18 protein-coding genes are annotated in these 19066 nt (G+C 64.2%); 7 read left to right on the forward strand and 11 right to left on the reverse strand.

What is annotated here, in order from left to right; genetic code table 11:
- Positions 1-149 precede the first annotated feature (149 nt).
- From AC1Q5P_RS01925 to AC1Q5P_RS01935, 3 genes are all read right to left on the reverse strand, one after another.
- Positions 150-1376, reverse strand: coding sequence for a serine hydrolase domain-containing protein (locus AC1Q5P_RS01925; RefSeq protein ID WP_492517978.1), 1227 nt, complete (start codon positions 1374-1376; stop codon positions 150-152).
- A 41-nt stretch (positions 1377-1417) separates the two neighbouring features.
- Positions 1418-2617: a carboxynorspermidine decarboxylase gene (locus AC1Q5P_RS01930; protein WP_492517979.1), complete on the reverse strand. Its 1200-nt coding sequence runs from the start codon at positions 2615-2617 to the stop codon at positions 1418-1420.
- A 108-nt stretch (positions 2618-2725) separates the two neighbouring features.
- Positions 2726-3931: a saccharopine dehydrogenase family protein gene (locus AC1Q5P_RS01935; protein WP_492517980.1), complete on the reverse strand. Its 1206-nt coding sequence runs from the start codon at positions 3929-3931 to the stop codon at positions 2726-2728.
- A 91-nt stretch (positions 3932-4022) separates the two neighbouring features.
- Here AC1Q5P_RS01935 and AC1Q5P_RS01940 point away from each other — a divergent pair, with 91 nt between their 5' ends.
- The 3 genes from AC1Q5P_RS01940 to AC1Q5P_RS01950 all read left to right on the forward strand — a co-directional run bounded on the left by AC1Q5P_RS01940 (position 4023) and on the right by AC1Q5P_RS01950 (position 5983).
- Positions 4023-5027, forward strand: coding sequence for a threonine ammonia-lyase (locus AC1Q5P_RS01940; protein WP_492517981.1), 1005 nt, complete (start codon positions 4023-4025; stop codon positions 5025-5027).
- A 64-nt stretch (positions 5028-5091) separates the two neighbouring features.
- Complete coding sequence (locus tag AC1Q5P_RS01945; protein ID WP_039332022.1) at positions 5092-5523, forward strand: MAPEG family protein; 432 nt, start codon at positions 5092-5094, stop codon at positions 5521-5523.
- A gap of 25 nt (positions 5524-5548) precedes the next feature.
- Positions 5549-5983, forward strand: coding sequence for an MAPEG family protein (locus AC1Q5P_RS01950; protein WP_492517982.1), 435 nt, complete (start codon positions 5549-5551; stop codon positions 5981-5983).
- Position 5984: 1 nt separating this feature from the next.
- Here the strand turns inward: AC1Q5P_RS01950 and AC1Q5P_RS01955 are convergent, their stop codons facing one another.
- The 8 genes from AC1Q5P_RS01955 to AC1Q5P_RS01990 all read right to left on the reverse strand — a co-directional run bounded on the left by AC1Q5P_RS01955 (position 5985) and on the right by AC1Q5P_RS01990 (position 14566).
- Complete coding sequence (locus AC1Q5P_RS01955) at positions 5985-7190, reverse strand: class I SAM-dependent RNA methyltransferase (RefSeq protein WP_492517983.1); 1206 nt, start codon at positions 7188-7190, stop codon at positions 5985-5987.
- The gene (locus AC1Q5P_RS01960; protein WP_492517984.1) at positions 7191-8633 is read right to left on the reverse strand and encodes an NAD(P)H-hydrate dehydratase; all 1443 of its coding nucleotides are present in this window, start codon (positions 8631-8633) and stop codon (positions 7191-7193) included.
- Positions 8617-8973 carry a hypothetical protein gene (locus AC1Q5P_RS01965; protein ID WP_492517985.1) on the reverse strand — a complete coding sequence of 119 codons (357 nt, stop codon included), beginning with the start codon at positions 8971-8973 and terminating at the stop codon, positions 8617-8619. The genes AC1Q5P_RS01960 and AC1Q5P_RS01965 overlap by 17 nt, the downstream gene beginning before the upstream one ends.
- Positions 8973-10820 carry a dihydroxy-acid dehydratase gene (ilvD, locus tag AC1Q5P_RS01970; RefSeq protein ID WP_039332011.1) on the reverse strand — a complete coding sequence of 616 codons (1848 nt, stop codon included), beginning with the start codon at positions 10818-10820 and terminating at the stop codon, positions 8973-8975. The genes AC1Q5P_RS01965 and ilvD overlap by 1 nt, the downstream gene beginning before the upstream one ends.
- Before the next feature lie 122 nt (positions 10821-10942).
- A complete protein-coding gene (locus AC1Q5P_RS01975; RefSeq protein ID WP_492517986.1) occupies positions 10943-11665 on the reverse strand; it encodes an N-formylglutamate amidohydrolase in 723 nt (240 codons plus the stop codon).
- Positions 11662-12459, reverse strand: a complete 798-nt coding sequence (locus AC1Q5P_RS01980) for a 4-(cytidine 5'-diphospho)-2-C-methyl-D-erythritol kinase (RefSeq protein ID WP_492517987.1) — start codon at positions 12457-12459, stop codon at positions 11662-11664. Before AC1Q5P_RS01980 ends, AC1Q5P_RS01975 begins: the two co-directional genes overlap by 4 nt.
- Positions 12456-12800 carry a hypothetical protein gene (locus AC1Q5P_RS01985; RefSeq protein ID WP_492517988.1) on the reverse strand — a complete coding sequence of 115 codons (345 nt, stop codon included), beginning with the start codon at positions 12798-12800 and terminating at the stop codon, positions 12456-12458. Before AC1Q5P_RS01985 ends, AC1Q5P_RS01980 begins: the two co-directional genes overlap by 4 nt.
- Positions 12801-12916: 116 nt before the next feature.
- Positions 12917-14566 carry an electron transfer flavoprotein-ubiquinone oxidoreductase gene (locus AC1Q5P_RS01990; RefSeq protein WP_039332007.1) on the reverse strand — a complete coding sequence of 550 codons (1650 nt, stop codon included), beginning with the start codon at positions 14564-14566 and terminating at the stop codon, positions 12917-12919.
- 110 nt (positions 14567-14676) lie between these two features.
- Between AC1Q5P_RS01990 and AC1Q5P_RS01995 the strand changes: the two genes are divergently transcribed.
- From AC1Q5P_RS01995 to AC1Q5P_RS02010, 4 genes are read left to right on the forward strand one after another with little or no spacing between them, the layout of a single operon-like run.
- A complete protein-coding gene (locus AC1Q5P_RS01995) occupies positions 14677-15456 on the forward strand; it encodes a uracil-DNA glycosylase family protein (protein WP_492477900.1) in 780 nt (259 codons plus the stop codon).
- Positions 15432-17228 carry a lytic transglycosylase domain-containing protein gene (locus AC1Q5P_RS02000; RefSeq protein WP_492517989.1) on the forward strand — a complete coding sequence of 599 codons (1797 nt, stop codon included), beginning with the start codon at positions 15432-15434 and terminating at the stop codon, positions 17226-17228. The genes AC1Q5P_RS01995 and AC1Q5P_RS02000 overlap by 25 nt, the downstream gene beginning before the upstream one ends.
- The gene (gene moaB / locus AC1Q5P_RS02005) at positions 17218-17745 is read left to right on the forward strand and encodes a molybdenum cofactor biosynthesis protein B (RefSeq protein WP_039332003.1); all 528 of its coding nucleotides are present in this window, start codon (positions 17218-17220) and stop codon (positions 17743-17745) included. The genes AC1Q5P_RS02000 and moaB overlap by 11 nt, the downstream gene beginning before the upstream one ends.
- Positions 17746-17796: 51 nt before the next feature.
- The gene (locus AC1Q5P_RS02010) at positions 17797-18864 is read left to right on the forward strand and encodes a PA0069 family radical SAM protein (RefSeq protein WP_492517990.1); all 1068 of its coding nucleotides are present in this window, start codon (positions 17797-17799) and stop codon (positions 18862-18864) included.
- Positions 18865-19066 lie beyond the last annotated feature (202 nt).

Below are 19066 nucleotides of genomic sequence, written 5' to 3' on the forward strand. Positions count from 1 at the left end.
GTTGAACGAAGCTGCCTTGCGGTTTGGAAGTCCCCATGGGGCAGCGAGAGGGGGGTAAATAAGGCCCTGCGCATGAATCTCAAGTGAAAATAACGCTGCCCAAAAGTCCTGTCAGGAAAATGAAACAAATCCAGACAGATCGCGAAAAATCAGGAACTTAATGCTTCGGCCAGTGCAGCCCATGCCGGGAGTGACAGCGGATCGTTGGCGCCATTGGCAGCTGTGGGGTGCGATGCGAATCGTGCCACCGTCATTTCCGCTGCAGGATCGACCCACAGAGTCTGCCCGTGGATGCCCCGCGCGGAGAAGCAGCCGCGGTTGTTGTTGCTGATCCACCACTGGCTGCCATAGCTCCAACCCGGCAGTTGCGGATAGCGGTTGCGGTCGAAATGCGCCGGCTCTCCGCCATGCGTCGCCCGCTGCACCACGGCTTCGGGAATGACCCCCAGCCCGCCAAGGCGCATCGCCTCGCCAAACCGCGCCAGGTCCTCCAGCCTCAGGTTCAGCCCGCCACCGGCAAAGGCCGTTCCCGCCTGGTCCACGATGAGGTCGGCATCGCCCCGCATGCCCAGCGGCCGCCAGATCCGCTCCGACAGCACCTCGGCAAAGTGCTTCCGCTCGATCCGCGCAATCATCCACGCCAGCACTTCGGTATTGGGCGTGCGATAGGTGAAGCCTGTCCCGTGCTGACCCGCCTTGCCGATGCGGGGCAGGTACGACGCAAGATCAATCGGCCCGGCATAGTCCACCGGCCTCGGCGTCAGCCCAAGAGCCGCACTGTAGGCCCCGATGCCAGAGTTGGGATCGGCATAATCCTCGGAGAAATCGAGCGCGGTGGTCATGTCCAGCACCTGGCGCACCGTCGCATCGCCAAACCCGCTCCCGGTCAGTTCCGGCAGGTAATCCGACGCCAGCGCCGCAGGATCAAGCCTGCCCTCCTCGACCAGCATCTCGGCAAGCGTTCCGACGAAGCTCTTGGTTACCGAAAAGGCGATATGCCTCGTCTCCGGCCCGGTCACGCCGAACCAGCGCTCGAACACCACCTTGCCGCGGTGCAGGACCAGAATGCCATCGGTGAAGGCCTGCGTCAGCGACTGTTCCAGCGACATCGGCTCATCCGCATTCAGCGGTACGAAACGAATCTGCCCCAGTCCTTCGTCGATTGCCCGCTCAAGCGCCTTGCTCTCGTCCCCCGCGGCCACACGTCGCGAGGGCACGAACTGGCGCATGTTGGAATAGGACCAGCGGATCATCGGAAACCGCATGTGGTCCGCGCGCGAGGCGAGCAGGATCTTGTCAGCAGGCGGCGGCGAACCTTGCATCCAGGCCATGCGCACCGGATCGCTCGTCACACCATCGAGCAAATCGCCCGCCATTGCCTTCTCCCGCCAACATTGTTGTCAGCAGGCAGCATGCCTCAGGAAAGACGGTCGCGGAAGTCCTCGTAAGTGAAGCCGCGCACCTTCTCGAGCGCATCGCTCTTGCTGTCCCACAGCCAGATCGACGGCAGTGGCACGCCGTTGAAGGTCGTGGTCTTGACCATCGAGTAATGCGCCTGATCGAGAAACGCAAAGCGCGTGCCCGGCTGCGCCAACCCGGGCTTGCGGTAATCGCCGATCACATCACCCGCGAGGCACGAAGGCCCGCCAAGACGCACCGGAGCGCCTCCCTCCCCGCCATCCTCGTACTCGTCGATGGGCAGTTCGCCCAGCATTGCCGGACGATAAGGTGCCTCGATCACGTCGGGCATGTGGCAGGTCGCCGAAATGTCGGTAATCCCAAGCTGCATCCCGTTCCAGTGCGTGTCGAGTACGGTGCCGACCAGAATTCCCGCATCCAGCGCCACGGCCTCGCCCGGCTCCAGATAGATCTCGCAACCCGTGCGCGCCTTCACCTCACGCAGGAATGCGATCAGGTCCTCACGCTGGTAATCGGCGCGGGTGATGTGGTGGCCGCCGCCGAAGTTCAGCCACTTGAGCTGCCCGAAGTACGGCGCAATCCGTGCCTCCAGCGCCTCCCATGTGCGCTTCAATGGCTCGAAATCCTGCTCGCACAGCGTGTGGAAATGCAGGCCCGATACGCCTTCCAGGTGTTTTGGCAACAACTGATCCACCGGGAAGCCCAGACGCGAATGCGGCGCGCAAGGGTCATAACGCGGCACCTCGCCCTCGGCGTGCAGTGGATTGATCCTCAGGCCGATGTCGAACTTGTCTCCGACAGCCTGCGCTGCCGCGATCTCGCCCGCAAAGCGCGCATGCTGGCCGGGCGAATTGAAGATCACATGATCCGATAGCCGCAGGATCTCGGGCAGATCCTCAGCTTTGTAGGCCGCGCAGTACGTCGCGATCTCGCCCGAATAGTGCTCGGCCGCCAGCTTGGCTTCCCACAGGCCGGACGTGCACACGCCGTCGAGATACTCCCCGACGATCGGCGCCACCTTCCACATCGAAAACGCCTTGAGCGCCGCCAGCACCTTGATCCCGGCGCGGTCCCGCACGTCGGCCAGCACCGCCAGATTGGCCCGCAACTTCGCTGCATCGACCACGAATGCCGGGCTATCCACCCGGTTCAGGTCAAACTGCGCAAAAGCCCCCGGATCGCCCGCTCTGGTTTCCATGCTAAGCCTCACTTCAAAACAATGGACCCCCGCGCAGGCGGGGGCCCCATTCCGTCCAAAACGGCATCAGACGTGGAACGCCCCCACCTTCGCGGGGACGCAGAAAGATCAGAACGCCAGCGGACCCGCCAGTTCCTTCACCTGCCACGGTAGCCCGTGCTTGTTGAGCATGTCCATGTAGGGATCAGGGTCGAACTGTTCCATGTTGAACACGCCGGCGCCCGACCAGATGCCCTGCACCATCATCGCCGCGCCGATCATCGCGGGCACGCCGGTGGTGTAGCTCACCGCCTGGTTGCCGGTCTCGCGATAGGCGTCCTCGTGGTCGCAGATGTTGTAGATGTAGAAGGTCTTCTCTTCTCCATCCTTCAGGCCCGTGGCGATATCGCCGATGTTGGTCTTGCCCTTGGTCGTGGGGCCGAGCGAAGCCGGTTCGGGCAGAACCGCCTTGAGGAACTGCAGCGGGATGATTTCCTTGCCCTCGTAGATCACCGGATCGATCCGGGTCATGCCCACGTTCTGCAGCACGGTCAGGTGCGTGATATAGGCATCGCCGAACGTCATCCAGAAGCGGATGCGCTCGATCTCGGGCAGGTGATGCGCGAGGCTTTCGAGTTCCTCGTGGTACATCAGGTACATGTTCTTCGGGCCGACTTCCTCGAAGTCGAACTGCTGGCGGATGGTCAGCGCCGGCGTCTCCACCCACTCGCCGTTGAGGTAGTGCCGCGCAGGCGCGGTCACTTCGCGGATGTTGATTTCCGGATTGAAGTTGGTGGCAAAGTGCTGGCCATGATCGCCGCCGTTGCAATCGAGGATGTCGAGCGTGCGGATCGTGTCGAGCTTGTGCTTCTTCAACCAGGTGGCGAAAACGCTGGTCACGCCCGGATCGAAGCCCGATCCCAGCAGCGCCATCAGGCCCGCTTCCTTGAACTTGTCCTGATAGGCCCACTGCCACGAATACTCGAACTTGGCCTCGTCGATCGGTTCGTAGTTCGCGGTGTCCATGTAGTTGACGCCGGCCGCAAGGCAGGCGTCCATGATGTTGAGATCCTGGTACGGCAGAGCCAGGTTGACGACGAGGACGGGCTTGACCTCGTTGATCAGCGCCGTGGTTGCGGTAACGTCATCCGCGTCGATCTGGTAGGTGTCGATGGTAACGCCGGTGCGCTCCTTCACCGAAGCGGCAATGGCATCACACTTGGACTTGGTGCGGCTCGCCAGCGCAATGCCGGTGAAGATATCGGAATTCATCGCCATCTTGTGGACCGCGACCGAGCCGACGCCGCCTGCGCCGATGACGAGAACTTTTGCCATGATTGCTCCAAATGCCATTTGTCCCGTCGCGTTCCGGACCTCTCGATCGAACGCGCAGGACATTCATGGGCAGGCCCTTTAGAGTAGAGCCATGACAAACCCAAGTCCTAACCCGAATGCTTCGTCAGATCAGCGCGCTCCCACCCGCGCAGGCCTAATCTGCGCCGCGGAAAAGATGGCGCAGCTTCTGCCGCAAACGCCGCTGCTTCCGCTTGAACTGCCGAATGGCGGAACCGTGTGGTGCAAGGCCGAATGCCTCCAGCCCGTCGGCGCCTTCAAGATTCGCGGCGCGTGGCACCGGCTGTCTGACCTGACCGATGACGAGCGCAGCCGCGGCGTCATCGCCGTATCGAGCGGCAACCACGCGCAAGGCGTGGCCTGGGCCGCCCGCCGGCTCGGCATTGCGGCCCGGATCGTGATGCCCAATGACGCGCCGCAAGTGAAACTCGCCGCCACGCGCGAGCTTGGCGCAGACGTCGTGCTCTATGATCGGCCCGGCGGCGAGGATCGCGATGCCGTGGCCGCTACACTTGTTGCGCAAAGCGGGGCAACGCTTGTCCATGCCTTTGGCGATCCATGGGTGATCGAAGGTCAGGGCAGCGCCGGAATCGAACTGGCCGCGCAGATGGAATGTTTCGCCGATGGTGGCCCGACCCGCGTCGTCACGCCCTGCGGCGGCGGCGGCCTTGCTGCCGGTCTCGCCCTTGCCCTGCCCGACGCCGAGATCGTGCCCGTCGAACCCGAAGGCTGGGACGATGTCGCCCGGAGCCTCGTCAGTGGCGCGATCCAGCGCGTCCCTCGCGACGCCCCTCCCACAGCGTGCGACGCGCTGCAGACGCCCGCCACCTTCCCCATCAACTTCGCCGTCCTCTCCGCGCGGGGCCTCAGGGGCTTGAGCGTAACCGAAGCGGAAGTGCGCGCCGCCCAGCGCTATGCCTTCAGCAAGCTGAGGCTGGTCGTCGAGCCGGGCGGAGCAGCAGGCCTCGCCGCGTTGCTCGCCGGCAAGGTGGCCGCAGATGGCCGTACCGCCGTTCTTCTCTCGGGCGGCAACGTCGACCCGGCCGCCTTTGCCCAAGTGATTGCGCACCACGGATAAGTTGCATTTGACAATCTAACTCGCACCTCGCACTCTCCCGGCAATTCTCGGGGGAGATCTGAAAATGCAGGCGCAAATCCTCACGCCCGCCGCGGTGCTTGTGCTGTGGTCGATTGTCATGCTGTTCTGGATGGCCGGAACGCGGCTGCCAGCCCTCAAGCAAAAGGGTGGCCTCGGCAAAGCCAAGCCCGGCGGGCGCGGACAGGACCTCGAAGGCGTGCTGCCCGACGAGATCAACTGGAAGGCGCACAACTACAGCCACCTCATGGAACAGCCGACGCTGTTCTACGCCACCGTGATGATCCTTGCGATCATGGGGTCGGCCTCGCTCGATGTCATGCTGGCATGGGGCTACGTTGTCCTGCGCATCGTCCACTCGATCTGGCAGGCAACCGTCAACCGCGTGCCTGTGCGCTTCAGCCTGTTCCTTTTGTCAACGCTGTGCCTGATCGGGCTGGCCCTGCGCGCGCTGGGAGCGACCATGGGCCACGGATAAGCCATAAAAAAGGGGGAGAATGCCAATGAAGATTGCCCATATCCTGCAACCTGCCGTTGCACTGATGGCGTGGACCATGGTCATGTGGCTGTGGATGTACGTCACCCGCATTCCGGCCATGAATGCGGCAAAGCTCGATCCAGACAGTCTCGCCAAGGACCCCACCAGGACGCTCGACGATCTGCTTCCCGCCAGCGTCCAATGGAAGGCCCACAACTACAACCACCTGCACGAAGCGCCGACGCTGTTCTACGCGGTCTGCCTCGTCATCGCTGTCGCAGGGGCCGGCAACGGCACCAGCGCGACCGTGGCATGGGCCTATGTAGCCTTGCGCGTCGTCCACTCACTTGTGCAGGCGACCGTGAACAAGGTCATGGTCCGCTTCATCCTGTTCTCGCTGTCGAGCATCGCGCTCATGGCGCTGATCTACCACGCCGCGAAGATCATCTTCGCCGCCTGATTCAATCGCGGACGAACAGGCTGGCGAGCTCCACGTGCGTCGACCAGCGGAACTGGCCCACCGGCCGCAGCTCCGCCAGCCTGTAACCGCCCGCGATCAGCTTGATCGCATCCCGCGCCCAGCTCGCGGGGTTGCAGCTGATATAGACCACGCGCGCAACCTTGCTCAGGGCGATCTGCTCCACCTGCTCCTGCGCGCCCGCCCGTGGTGGATCGAGCACGACTGAAGCAAAGCGATCCAGTTCTTCCACCCGCAGCGGATTGCGGAACAGGTCCCGGTGCAGCGGATGGACCGGTCGACCGTTCATTCGCGCCGCCGCCTGGCAGGCAAGATGCGCATCGCGCGCCGCTTCGGCTGCCAGCACCTTTGTCTTCGGACCCGCAAGGGCAAAGGCGAAGGTGCCAAGCCCTGAAAACAGATCCGCCACCGTGGGTGCCCCGGCCAGCCATTCGCGCGCCGCACCCACAAGCGCTGCCTCGCCATCGGCAGTCGCCTGCAGGAAAGCTCCGGGCGGCAACGAAACCGGCGTCCCGCCAAGGGTGACCGTTACCGGCTCCGGCTCCCACACGCCCTCGGCGCCATAGCCAGAATCCATCGTCAGCCGCGCCAGGCTGTTGGCCCGCGCAAAGTCGAGCAAGGCTTCGGTCTTCGCCAGACCTTCGGCAGTCAGCCCCTTCAAGCCGACGGACACACCCTGATCGGCCAGCGCCAGCTCGACATCGACCGCCAGCTTGCGGTCGCCCCATTGCTCGAGCAGGGCGCGCAAGGGGGCTACCAGTGCAAACAGTTCAGCCGCCAGAACATGGCACTCGCGCATGTCGACGATCTTGTGCGAACCCTGCTCGCGAAACCCGATGACCACGCGCTTGCCGATCGCCTGCGCATGCAAGGTCGCCCTTCTGCGCGAACGTGGCGGGGAGATGTGCGCCGCCGTGGCTACCACGTCCGCGATCCCCTGTCCCTTTGCCGCACCTACGACGCGATCGTGCACGTATTCGGCCAGCGCATTCTCGGACAGGTGCTGCAACTGGCAACCGCCGCAGGCGGGAAAGTGCCGACACGGCGGATCGACGTGGTTGGGACCGTGCACCAGCGAACCATCAGCCTGCAGCACATCGCCGGGAGCCGCCAGCGCCGCGTATCTGCCGTCTGCCGTTGCGCCTTCCCCCTTCGCGGCAACACGCACGATCAGATCTGACTCGCTCATTCAAGAAGTTCCTTCGTAGCCACCTCCGTGGCAGGCCTTCAGCGCTGCCCGCACGGCATGGGCCAGTTCTCCGGCCGTGAACGCAGGCCCGCACAGCCGCGCCGCTTCGCCGTGGAGCCATAGGCCTTCTTCGGCGGCGCGCAAGGCTTGCTCCAAGTCCTGACAATGCGTGGCAAGGCGGCTGGCGATGGCTCCCGCCAGGACGTCGCCCGTCCCTGCCACCGAAAGCCACGATGAAGCGCGCGGTGCCAGAACAGTCTCGCCACCGGGCGCGGCAATCAGCGTATCCGGCCCTTTCAGCACCACGACCGCGCCTGAAACCTCAGCCAGAGCGAGCGCGCGATCTCGCCGCAAGCCAGCCCCTGACAGCCCGAAAGCCCGCTCCAGCGCGCTCATCTCGCCCTCGTGCGGGGTCAGAATGCATTGTGCACCAGACAACATCGCCGGTCGCAACAAGACCAGCGCATCGGCATCCACCACTGTCGGTCGGCCAGCATGGAGCGCAGCAGCGAGCAGGCGCGACGCTTCATCAGACCGGCCCAGACCCGGCCCTACCAGTAGCGCCGAGGTCCGCGCGTCGGCCAGCATTCCCGCAGCGTCGCCGGTCACCACCAACTCCGGCGGGACCACCAAGGGCGCTGCCTGCGCTGCAAGCTTCACGTATCCCGCCCCTGCCCGCAGCGCGGCCGTCGCCGCCAGCAAGGCTGCGCCTGGCATCTCTCCGGCGACGATCCCGAGCATCCCGCGCCGGTACTTGTGCGCATCGGCTGCAGGTGCCTCCAGCTTCGGTTTCGCCAGGACCCGCGCCGCGCCCGGCAGTGCCGCCACGCCGATATCAACCAGCCTGACCGCGCCCATCTTCGAACAGGCAGGCATGGCAAAGTGGGCATGCTTCCACGCCCCCAGCGCCACTGTCAACGACCACTCCGGCAAGCCCTCATTCAGCGCGGCGCCGCTGTCACTTTCGATTCCGCTCGGCAGATCAATCGCAATGCGATGGCGATGCAGCGCCGCCAAATCGCACAGCAGGGCAAGAAGATCATCCGGCAAGGCGCGCGTCAGCCCGCTTCCGAACAGGCAGTCGACGAACACGTCCCCCGCCGTCACACTTCCCGCCGAAACGACCGCCCCGCGATACAGGGCCTTGGCATTGCGCGCCGCATCCGTCACCGGCTCGCGCGCCTGCACGACCTGCACGGCATTGCCATGTTCGCGAAGGTATTCGGCGATGACCCAGCCATCGCCGCCGTTGTTGCCCGGCCCGCACAGCACGGTAACCGAACCGCCGCCCGCGATCCGGCGTACCCACTCGCCCGCCCCGCGCCCGGCCAGTTGCATCAGCGCATCGACAGTCGAGCCCGCCGCAATCAGGTCCTCCTCTGCGGCGCGCATCTGCGCCACTGTGAGTACTTGCGAAAGCACAGGCTCACGGCTGCGGGGCATCGTCCTTCATCCTTGCCGGAAAGCGATAGCGGTCTCCCGCGACCGAAACTTCGAGCACGCCTTGCGACGACCACTGCGCCGTCGCCTCGTCGGCCCCGTCAGCCGATACCACGCCGCGCCCGTCGTTCACCATCTCAAACCGGCGAAAACCCCCGGCCTTGTGCCGCACGGTCAGGAAGCGCTTGCCACCCACGCGCGAGTCCTCGACAAAGCATTCCGGCAGGAACTTCGCCGATCCGCCCACTGCGCAATCGATCACCCGCCCCTTCGGCGCGTCCTCGGCCTTTGAGCAGGCAGCCAGCACCCCGCAGATCAGCAGCGCTGGCAGCCCCTTGCGCATCAGTCGATGCCCAGCTGCTTGAGGTCGCGCACCGCACCGCGCGCCGCGCTGGTGGTCATCGCGGCATAGGCCTTGAGCGCCGTCGAGATCTGGCGCGGCCGCTCCTGCGCCGGCTTCCAGCCCTTGGCGTCCTGGGCCGCACGACGGTGCGACAATTCCTCGTCGCTCACCGCCAGATGGATGGTGCGGTTTGGGATGTCGATCTCGATCATGTCGCCGTTCTGGACCAACCCGATCTCGCCACCCTCGGCCGCTTCCGGCGAGGCATGGCCGATGGAAAGGCCCGAAGTCCCGCCCGAAAAGCGCCCGTCGGTCAGCAGTGCGCACGCCGCGCCCAGCCCCTTCGACTTGAGGTAGCTGGTGGGATAGAGCATTTCCTGCATGCCCGGGCCGCCCTTCGGCCCTTCATAGCGGATCACCACCACGTCCCCTGCCACGACCTGCCCGGTCAGGATCGCCGTCACCGCCGCGTCCTGGCTTTCATAGACCTTGGCCGGCCCCGAGAACTTGTGGATCTTCTCGTCAACGCCCGCCGTCTTCACGATGCAGCCATCGCGCGCGATGTTGCCATAGAGCACGGCAAGCCCGCCGTCCTTGCTGAAGGCGTGTTCGGCCGAACGGATCACGCCGGTCTCGCGGTCAAGGTCCAGTTCCTTCCAGCGACGGTCCTGCGAGAACGCCACCTGCGTCGGCACGCCGCCCGGCGCCGCCTTGAAGAATTCCTGCACGCTTGGCGAATTGGTGCGCTTGATGTCCCAGCGATCCAGCGCTTCGGCCAGCGTGCGGCTGTGCACGGTCGGCAGGTGCGTGTGGATCAGGCCCGCACGATCCAGCTCTCCAAGAATGGCGTAGATGCCACCCGCCCGGTGGACGTCCTCCATATGCACGTCGTTCTTGGCCGGCGCGACCTTCGACAGGCACGGCACCCGACGGCTCAGCCGATCGATGTCCGACATCGTGAAGTTCACGCCCGCTTCGTGCGCCGCCGCCAGCAGGTGCAGCACCGTGTTGGTCGAACCGCCCATCGCGATATCGAGGCAAACCGCATTCTCGAACGCATCGAAACTGGCAATCGAGCGCGGCAGGACGCTGGCATCGTCCTCCTCGTAGTAGCGCTTGCACAGGTCCACGGCGAGGCGCCCCGCTTCGAGGAACAGGCGCTTGCGATCAGCGTGGGTAGCCAGCGTCGAGCCATTGCCCGGCAGCGAAAGACCCAGCGCCTCGGTCAGGCAGTTCATCGAATTGGCCGTGAACATGCCCGAGCACGAACCGCAGGTCGGGCAGGCCGACCGCTCGATCGCAGTCACTTCCTCGTCGGTCATCGTGTCGTCGGCCGCGGCCACCATAGCGTCGACCAGATCGAGCGCGTGCTCCTTCCCCTTGAGGATTACCTTGCCCGCTTCCATCGGCCCGCCCGAGACGAACACGACCGGAATGTTGATCCGCATTGCCGCCATCAGCATGCCTGGCGTGATCTTGTCGCAGTTGGAAATGCAGACCATCGCGTCGGCGCAATGGGCGTTGACCATGTATTCCACGCTGTCGGCGATCAGGTCACGGCTCGGCAATGAATAGAGCATGCCGTCGTGGCCCATGGCGATCCCGTCATCGACCGCGATGGTATTGAATTCCTTGGCAACGCCGCCAGCCGCCTCGATCTCGCGCGCCACCATCTGGCCGAGGTCCTTGAGGTGGACATGGCCCGGCACGAACTGCGTGAACGAATTGACCACCGCGATGATCGGTTTGCCGAAGTCCTCGTCCTTCATGCCCGTTGCGCGCCAAAGTCCGCGCGCGCCCGCCATGTTGCGGCCATGGGTGGTGGTGCGTGAACGATAGGGGGGCATTGTGCGAACTCCGGACAGGGAATCAGTTTTTACGAGCGACTTGGGATCGTTCCCTAGCCCACGGAATCAGCCGCTGTCGAAAGTATTAATTACAACTATGTCAGCCAAAAGTGGCAGAAAACCTAACTGATTGCGACCGCAACCTGATTGGCAATCCGCGCCAGCCGCTCGGCCCATTCAGCTTGGCCCTTAGCATCGCTGATCAGGTCTTGCCGCACCTCGATGCCCAGGTAGGGCCTTCCATCCGCCTCGGCATGGCGGTTCATTGTCGCATTAAGCAGCCTGCCCGAATAGGGCAGCTGATCCCCGACGCAGAGCCCTTCGGCCTCAAGCATTGGAATGGCGATCCGCGCTGCGCGATCATCCTCGTTGTAGAGCACGCCCACGTGCCAGGGCCGAGGCTCATCGCTCGAGGCGAGTTGCGGCGTGAAGCTGTGCAAGGACAGGATCAGCGCTTGCGGCACATCGGCCAGAAGGTCGGCCAGCGCATCGTGATAGGGCCGGAAGAACCGCGCCAGCCGCGCCTCATGGCCTGCATGATCGAGCGCGTTGCCGGGGATCGCATGGCCATCGCTGGCAATCGGCACCACGGTCGGCAGATGCTCGTCACGGTTGAAATCGCAGACCAGACGGCTCACCCCGCCCTGAAACGCCGCAATGCCGGGCCGCTGAGCCATCAACGAGCCGACTTCGGCTACGCCGATGTCCACCGCGATATGCTGGTTCAGCAGTTCGGGAGCGATGCCAAGGTCGATGTTATCAGGCACGCGGTTGGAAGCATGATCCGACACCACCAGAATGCCCCCGAAGCGCGGCTGACCAAGGATGGCAAAGGCCTCGCTCATCGCAGGGCCCCCGCCAAGGTCCACCACCCCGCCGGCATCGCCGCCTTGGCGGCATCGCGCAGCTCAGGCCTATCATAGAGCGCAAAGCACGTCGCGCCTGATCCTGACATACGCGTCAACCACGCGCCCGTCTGTTCCAGGGCTCTCAGCACATCGCCAATTTCTGACACGAGCGTCAGTGCCGGAGCTTCCAGATCATTGCGGCCCGCAAGCGCCATTTCCCTGAGGTTGTCACCTTCCATCGGCCCGCGATCAACGCCATCCCAGGCCTTGAACACCGGCGCGGTGGCAAGGGGAATGCGCGGATTGACCAGCAGCACAGGCGTCCCCGCCAGATCGTTGGCAATCGGCTCCAGTTCGGTTCCGGTTCCGCGTCCGATGCACGCCACGCTCTCGACGCAAGCCGGCACGTCCGCCCCCAGCTTCGCCGCCCGCGCATGCCAGTCCTCCGGCAAACCATGGCTGTCCCGAACCATCCGGAATATCGCCCCGGCATCGGCTGATCCGCCACCCAGCCCGGCCGCCACCGGCAGATTCTTCTCCAGCGTCACCGCCCAGCCCGGCCCATGCGGCAGGGATTGCAAGGCTTTGGCCACGATGTTGCCAAACGGATCGTCCAAAGCGCCTCCAAACTCGCCGACAACGCGCAGCGAATCCGCCTGCGCAGACGAAGCGCTCAGCACATCCCCCGCATCCACGAAGGCAAACAGCGTCTCAAGCTCATGATACCCATCCTCCCTGCGCCGCCGCACATGCAGCGCAAGGTTGATCTTGGCGTAAGCGGTTTCTTTCATCTCTTTGGCCTAAGGGTGCGGCAAGAGATAAGCCACCAATGCGAAAAAACCGCCTCTGCAACGGAAACCGCCCCGAGGAGTCCCAAGCTCAACCACCCCCAGACGTTCATTGTGGATCCAAAAAGCCAAACTGAAATAAAAATTGACCAGAAACCAACGATACCTCCCCATCTCGAGGCGGTTCGATATTTCAATGAAAGCTTGGTCACCGGGCTTGCCGTCGAGACATGCTTCAAGTCAGTCTTCGAAGGGCGGACATTTCCCCAAGGCATCCTGCCATACAAATCAAGCATCCAAGCAAGCGCAGCTGAAAACAGCATCACCAACAGCGAGTAGGCCATAAACAGGCGCCTCCAGCCTCGGTTTACCAATGTCGATGCGATGTTCGCAAGCTCATGACTTCATGTATGCTGACCAGAGTCAGTGTGCCCTCCCCGTGCCGGGGAGGAACTCAACCTCACATATTCGGATAGTTCGGCCCGCCGCCGCCCTCAGGCGTGACCCATTCGATGTTCTGGGTCATGTCCTTGATGTCGCAAGTCTTGCAGTGGACGCAGTTCTGGGCGTTGATCTGCAGGCGCGGGTTGCCTTCCTCCACGCCGACGTACTCATAGACGCCCGCCGGGCAGTAGCGCTGCTCGGGGCCCGCATAGAGCGGCAGGTTGATCCGCGTCGGCACCGTCGGGTCTTTCAGCACGAGGTGGCTCGGCTGGTCTTCCTCGTGATTGGTGTACGAGAACGAGACGCTGGTCAGGCGGTCGAAGGTGATGACGCCATCAGGCTTGGGGTACGCGATCGGCTTGTACAGGTCGGCGCGCTGCGTCGCCTCGCTGTCGCGGTGGTGCTTCATCGGCTTCCAGATGCCAAAGCCGCCGATCGTGCGCAGCCACATGTCCGCGCCAGCCAGCACCGTACCCAGCTCGCCGCCGAACTTGGCCACCAGCGGCTGCGCGTTCTGGACCTTCTTCAACTCCTTGGCGATCCAGCTTTCGCGCACGGCCGCATCGTACTCGACCATGTCGTCCTTCTCGCGGCCAGCTGCCATCGCCGCCGCGATGGACTCCGCGGCCAGCATCCCGCTCTTCATCGCGGTGTGGCTGCCCTTGATGCGCGGCACGTTGACGAAGCCGGCCGAGCAGCCGATCAGCGCGCCACCCGGGAACGACAGGCGCGGCACCGATTGCCAGCCGCCTTCATTGATCGCACGCGCGCCGTAAGACACGCGGCGTCCGCCTTCCAGGATCGCGCGGATTTCCGGGTGCTGCTTCCAGCGCTGGAATTCCTCGAACGGATAGACATAGGGATTGGCGTAATCGAGCGCGGTAACGAAGCCCAATGCCACCTGGTTGTTGGCCTGGTGGTAGAGGAACCCGCCGCCCCACGAATTCGATTCCGAAAGCGGCCAGCCCTGCGTGTGGATCACCCGGCCCGGAACGTGCTTCTCGGGATCGATGTCCCAGAGCTCCTTGATGCCGATGCCATAGACCTGCGGCTCGCAATCGCGCTCGAGGTCGAAATGCGCCTTGAGCCGCTTGGTCAGGTGCCCGCGCGCGCCTTCGGCAAACAGCGTGTACTTGGCGTGCAGTTCCATGCCCGGCTGATAATCGGGCTTCTTCGAACCGTCCTTGGCAATGCCCATGTCGCCGGTCGCGACGCCCATGACCGCGCCATTCTCGTCGAACAGGATCTCCGCCGCGGGGAAGCCGGGGAAGATCTCGACGCCCAGTTCCATCGCCTGTTCCGAAAGCCAGCGGCACAGGTTGCCAAGGCTGCCGGTATAATTGCCATCGTTCGACATGAACGGCGGCATCGGCCAGTGCGGGATCGAGACCTTGCCCTTCTTCGACAGCACCCAGTGCCAATTGTCGGTCACCGGCACTTCGGCCATCGGGCAGCCCTGTTCGCGCCATTGCGGAAGCAGTTCGTCGAGCGCTTTCGGGTCTACCACCGCGCCCGAAAGGATGTGCGCGCCGATTTCCGAACCCTTTTCCAGGATGCAGACCGAAATTTCCGGGTTCACCTGCTTAAGCCGGATCGAAGCAGCCAGGCCCGCAGGCCCTCCGCCAACGATGACGACGTCATACGGCATCGATTCCCGTTCGCTCATGCCCCGATATCTCCCGACTGCTGCTAAACGCACGATTGAATTTCGAATGTGCCTTGAAAGAGGGCACAGGCAAGGTCAAGACCGCAAATTGGACTGGAAGGAAAGACAGGTTGCCCGATATCGCTAACGCAGAAAATCATCAGTGGCGCGATGCCGTTACGGCCGCGCTCGATTGGTGGCGCGATGCGGGCGTAGACCATGCCTTCGTTGACGATCCTCAAGACTGGCTGTCCGAAGCGCGCAAGCCAAGGGAAGCTGCACCACCGGCCCCGATGAAGCCGCTGCGCGAACTCACGGCAGAGCGCGATGATTCGCCCAAGGTGGCCAAGGTTAGCGCCAAGGCTGATTGGCCGCAGACCTTTGAAGCCTTCGCCCCTTGGTGGTTGGCCGAACCCGCCCTCGCGCCCGCCGGGTTGCATCGCCTGCCTCCGGTCGGCGCGCAAGGTGCGGACCTGATGATCCTGGTGCCGATGCCCTCGGCAGACGATGGCGATACCCTTCTCTCCGGGCGTGCAGGCCGATTGCTCGATGCCATGCTGGCCGCGTTCGGCCTTGACCGGTCCCGAACCTACATCGCCTCTGCCCTTCCAGCCCACGTGCCGATGCCCGATTGGCACCTCCACAAGGAGTCGGGCCTCGGCGAAGTTCTCCTCCACCACATCACTCTTGCCGCTCCGAAACGACTGCTGATCCTGGGCGCATCAGGCATTTCGGCGCTTCTCGGCAACGACCCGCCGAATTTGGCTCAAAGTTTACGGGCAATTAATCAAGAAGGGCCACCACTTCCCGCGCTGCCGGCGTGGGATCTCGAAGCCATGCTGCAGCGCCCTGCCCTCAAGGCAGGTCTGTGGAGCCGCTGGCTCGAATGGACGGGGACCGAAACGATTTGAAGCTGGCTCGCGCCAAGACGTTCACGCTGCTCGCGCTCGCGGCCTCGTCGCTTGGGCTTTCGGCTGTCCCGGCTCACGCCAACAGCGCCGCGGTCGACTATTTCCGTGGCCGCGCCGATCGCACCGCCGTCCCCTCGCTGCTGAGCGCCGACGATCGCTCCTATTACAAGAGCCTGTTCTCCGCGATCGAGCGCGAGGATTGGACGCAGGTGCAGACGCTGTTCGCCCAGCGGACCGATGGGCCTCTGCATACGGTAGCCCGCGCCCAGTACATGCTGGCCGCAACCTCGCCCAAGGCAGAGCTCGCCCCGATCACTGAAGTGCTGACCAAGGCTCCGGACTTGCCGTGGGCGGAGCAGCTCGGTCGCCTCGCCCTGAAGCGCGGCGCCACCGGCATGCCCGCCCTGCCGCAGGCACAGCGTCTTGTCAGCCTTCCCACCGTCTCCAAGCGCATCAAGCCGCGCCCGATCGATGACGGTACGATGCCGGCCGGCGTCGCTGCCGCGATTCAGGACCGCATCAAGTTTGACGATCCCGTCGGTGCCCGCGTCCTGCTCGATGGGGTCGATGCCACGCTCTCGCCCGCTGCTCGCGCCGAATGGCGGCAGAAGGTCGGCTGGGCCTTCTATATCGAGAACGACGACGCCACCGCCCGCGCTCTTTCGCTCACCGCCGCCGAAGGCACCGGCCCGTGGGTCGCGGAAGCCTACTGGACCGCAGGCCTTGCCAGCTGGCGCCTGAGCGACTGCCTCGCCGCCGCTGACGCCTTTGAAAAGACCGCAGGATCAGCCCAGAACGACGAACTGGCGTCCGCCGCACACTACTGGGCCAGCCGCGCCTGGCTGCGCTGCCGCAAGCCGGAAAAAGTGTCGGCCTCTCTGCGCAACGCTGCCCGGTTCCGCGAAACGCTCTATGGCATGATGGCGTCCGAAGCGCTGGGCATGCGCGAAAGCACGCCGCCGGTGGCGCCGGACTTCTCGCAGAATGACTGGCAGCAGCTTCGCGACGTTCCGAACATCCGCACCGCCGTGCAGCTTGCCGAAATCGGCGAAGACGGCCTTGCCGACGAAGTCCTGCGCCATCAGGCCCGCATCGGCGCGCCCGGGCAATATGCCCCGCTCTCGCGCCTTGCCCGCGATCTGGGCCTCCCCTCCACCCAGCTGTGGATGGCCTACAATGCCCCGGCAGGGGCCCGTCCCGATGAATCCGCGCGCTTCCCTGCGCCGAAGTGGACGCCGGCCACGGGCTGGAAGGTCGATCCCGCGCTGCTCTTTGCCCATTCGCTGCAGGAATCGAACTTCCGCACGGCCGTCACCAGCCCGGCCGGGGCCAAGGGTCTGATGCAGGTCCGCCCCGGCACGGCCAAGGACATGGCCCGCGTAGAGCCGGCAATGGCCGGGCGCGATCGCCAGCTCGACCTGCCTGACGTCAACCTTGCCTTCGGCCAGCAGTACCTCCAGCAGTTGCGCGATTCCGATGCGACGCAGGGCCTCCTGCCCAAGGTCATGGCCGCCTACAATGCCGGCCCCCTTCCGATCAGCCGCTGGAACACGGAAATCCGCGGCGGCAGCGATCCGCTGCTGTGGATGGAATCGATCCCCTACTGGGAAACGCGCGGCTACGTTTCCATCGTCATGCGCAATTACTGGATGTACGAAAAGCAGGCCGGCGGCCCGTCGGAAAGCCGCATGGGCCTTGTCCAGGGCATGTGGCCCAAGTTCCCCGGCCTTTCAGGCGCAGATAATGTGAGGATCGCATCGCGTGGCAATTGATACTTCGCGCGAATTCAAGCCGATCAACATTGCCCTGCTGACCGTTTCCGACACTCGCGGCCCGGCCGAGGATACCTCGGGCGATATCCTCGCCGAACGCATCAAGGCCAAGGGCCACAAGCTCGCTGCCCGCGCCATGGAAAAGGACGATGCCGACCGCATCGCCAGCCGCCTCAACAACTGGATCGACGATCGCACCGTCGATGCCGTCGTCATCACCGGCGGCACCGGTCTCACCGGCCGCGACGTGACGCCCGAAGCGCTCGACCGCGTCAAGACGCGCGACATCCCGGGCTTTGGCGAACTGTTCCGCTGGCTGTCCTACAAGACCATCGGCACCAGCACGATTCAGTCACGCGCCTGCGCCGTCGTCGCGCGCGGCACCTATATCTTCGCCCTGCCCGGCTCGAATGGCGCGGTGAAGGACGGCTGGGACGGCATCCTCGACGAACAGCTCGACAGCCGCAACCGGCCCTGCAACTTTGTCGAACTGATGCCGAGGCTGCTGGAAAAGTAAGTCTTTCCAATCGCTATTGCATTTTCGTTCCACTTATGTTCCAATCCAGCCATGGCAGTCCATGGCAGAGGCGCACAATCCGCAAATGTCCCGACACGCTTCGGCCTCGCCACGCGCGAGGTTGACGGCGACTGGCTCGACGCTCGCGAGGATATCGACGGTCCCGGTCCCAAGCTGCGCACGACGGTCACCGAAGAACATTCCCGCTCGATCCTCACCTTTAACCGCTCGCCCGACATCCCCTTTGATCGTTCGGTAAACGCCTACAGGGGGTGCGAGCATGGCTGCGTGTACTGCTACGCTCGGCCCACCCACGCCTGGCACGATCTCTCGCCCGGCCTCGATTTCGAAACGAAGCTCTTTGCCAAGCCCGATGCGGCAAAGCTGCTGCGTGAAACCCTGGCCAAACCCGGCTACATGCCCGCTCCCATTGCCATGGGCACAAATACCGATCCCTACCAGCCGATCGAAAGCCGTTACCGCATCACCCGCCAGGTTCTCGAACTCTGCCTCGAATTGCGCCACCCGGTCACCATCACCACAAAGTCCGCGCGCGTACTGGATGATCTGGACCTGCTGGCCGAACTCGCCCGCAGCAATCTGACCGCGGTCGGCATTTCGGTCACCAGCCTCGACCCGCGCCTGTCCGGCCTTCTCGAACCGCGTGCAAGCAGTCCTGCCAAGCGATTGGAAGCCCTTGGAAAGCTTGTTGCCGCCGGCATCCCCACCCATGTTTCGGTCGCCCCGGTCATTCCTTCGATCACCGACCAGTTCATGGAAGGCATCCTTGAGGCCGCCGCAGACCGTGGCGTGCGGTCGGCCAGTTGGATCATGCTGCGCCTTCCACACGAAGTCGCCCCGCTGTTCCGCGAATGGCTCGACACGCACTTCCCGGATCGCGCATCGAAAGTCATGGGGATCGTCCAGTCGGTTCGCGGCGGCAAGGACAACGACGCGCAGTTCTTCACCCGCATGAAGCCGAATGGCATCTGGGCCGACCTCATCCGGACCCGCTTCCGCGTCGCCTGTCGCAAGCACGGCATCGGCAGGGCCCACATCGATCTGGACTGCGCGCAGTTCAGAAAGCCCAGCCCCAACGGCCAGTTGGACCTGTTCTGAGCACACACCAGACATTCTCCAAACCTACCGTCGCCCCGGGCTTGACCCGGGGCCCCACTTTTCTTCTGCGCTTCCTGTGAACCAAGGAAGCGGGATCCCGGGTCAAGCCCGGGATGACGGTTTGGTGTAGCGCGACATCGTCGGTGACTGGTCAGCGACATTGATGGTGATGTGTCAGCGGTGACGTTGGGGATAGTGTCAC

It is taken from the genome of Novosphingobium sp. GW835-FHT14H07 (assembly GCF_058793515.1).

Coding starts and splice junctions, on each gene's coding strand:
- AC1Q5P_RS01940 (WP_492517981.1), top strand. CDS start 4,023: ATGACAAACCCAAGTCCTAACCCGAATGCTTCGTCAGATCAGCGCGCT.
- AC1Q5P_RS01985 (WP_492517988.1), bottom strand. CDS start 12,800: ATGGCCTACTCGCTGTTGGTGATGCTGTTTTCAGCTGCGCTTGCTTGG.
- ilvD (WP_039332011.1), bottom strand. CDS start 10,820: ATGCCCCCCTATCGTTCACGCACCACCACCCATGGCCGCAACATGGCG.
- AC1Q5P_RS01935 (WP_492517980.1), bottom strand. CDS start 3,931: ATGGCAAAAGTTCTCGTCATCGGCGCAGGCGGCGTCGGCTCGGTCGCG.
- AC1Q5P_RS01990 (WP_039332007.1), bottom strand. CDS start 14,566: ATGAGCGAACGGGAATCGATGCCGTATGACGTCGTCATCGTTGGCGGA.
- AC1Q5P_RS01975 (WP_492517986.1), bottom strand. CDS start 11,665: ATGAGCGAGGCCTTTGCCATCCTTGGTCAGCCGCGCTTCGGGGGCATT.
- AC1Q5P_RS01980 (WP_492517987.1), bottom strand. CDS start 12,459: ATGAAAGAAACCGCTTACGCCAAGATCAACCTTGCGCTGCATGTGCGG.
- AC1Q5P_RS01955 (WP_492517983.1), bottom strand. CDS start 7,190: ATGAGCGAGTCAGATCTGATCGTGCGTGTTGCCGCGAAGGGGGAAGGC.
- AC1Q5P_RS01925 (WP_492517978.1), bottom strand. CDS start 1,376: ATGGCGGGCGATTTGCTCGATGGTGTGACGAGCGATCCGGTGCGCATG.
- AC1Q5P_RS02010 (WP_492517990.1), top strand. CDS start 17,797: ATGGCAGTCCATGGCAGAGGCGCACAATCCGCAAATGTCCCGACACGC.
- AC1Q5P_RS01950 (WP_492517982.1), top strand. CDS start 5,549: ATGAAGATTGCCCATATCCTGCAACCTGCCGTTGCACTGATGGCGTGG.
- AC1Q5P_RS01930 (WP_492517979.1), bottom strand. CDS start 2,617: ATGGAAACCAGAGCGGGCGATCCGGGGGCTTTTGCGCAGTTTGACCTG.
- AC1Q5P_RS01945 (WP_039332022.1), top strand. CDS start 5,092: ATGCAGGCGCAAATCCTCACGCCCGCCGCGGTGCTTGTGCTGTGGTCG.
- AC1Q5P_RS01960 (WP_492517984.1), bottom strand. CDS start 8,633: ATGCCCCGCAGCCGTGAGCCTGTGCTTTCGCAAGTACTCACAGTGGCG.
- AC1Q5P_RS02000 (WP_492517989.1), top strand. CDS start 15,432: ATGGACGGGGACCGAAACGATTTGAAGCTGGCTCGCGCCAAGACGTTC.
- AC1Q5P_RS01965 (WP_492517985.1), bottom strand. CDS start 8,973: ATGCGCAAGGGGCTGCCAGCGCTGCTGATCTGCGGGGTGCTGGCTGCC.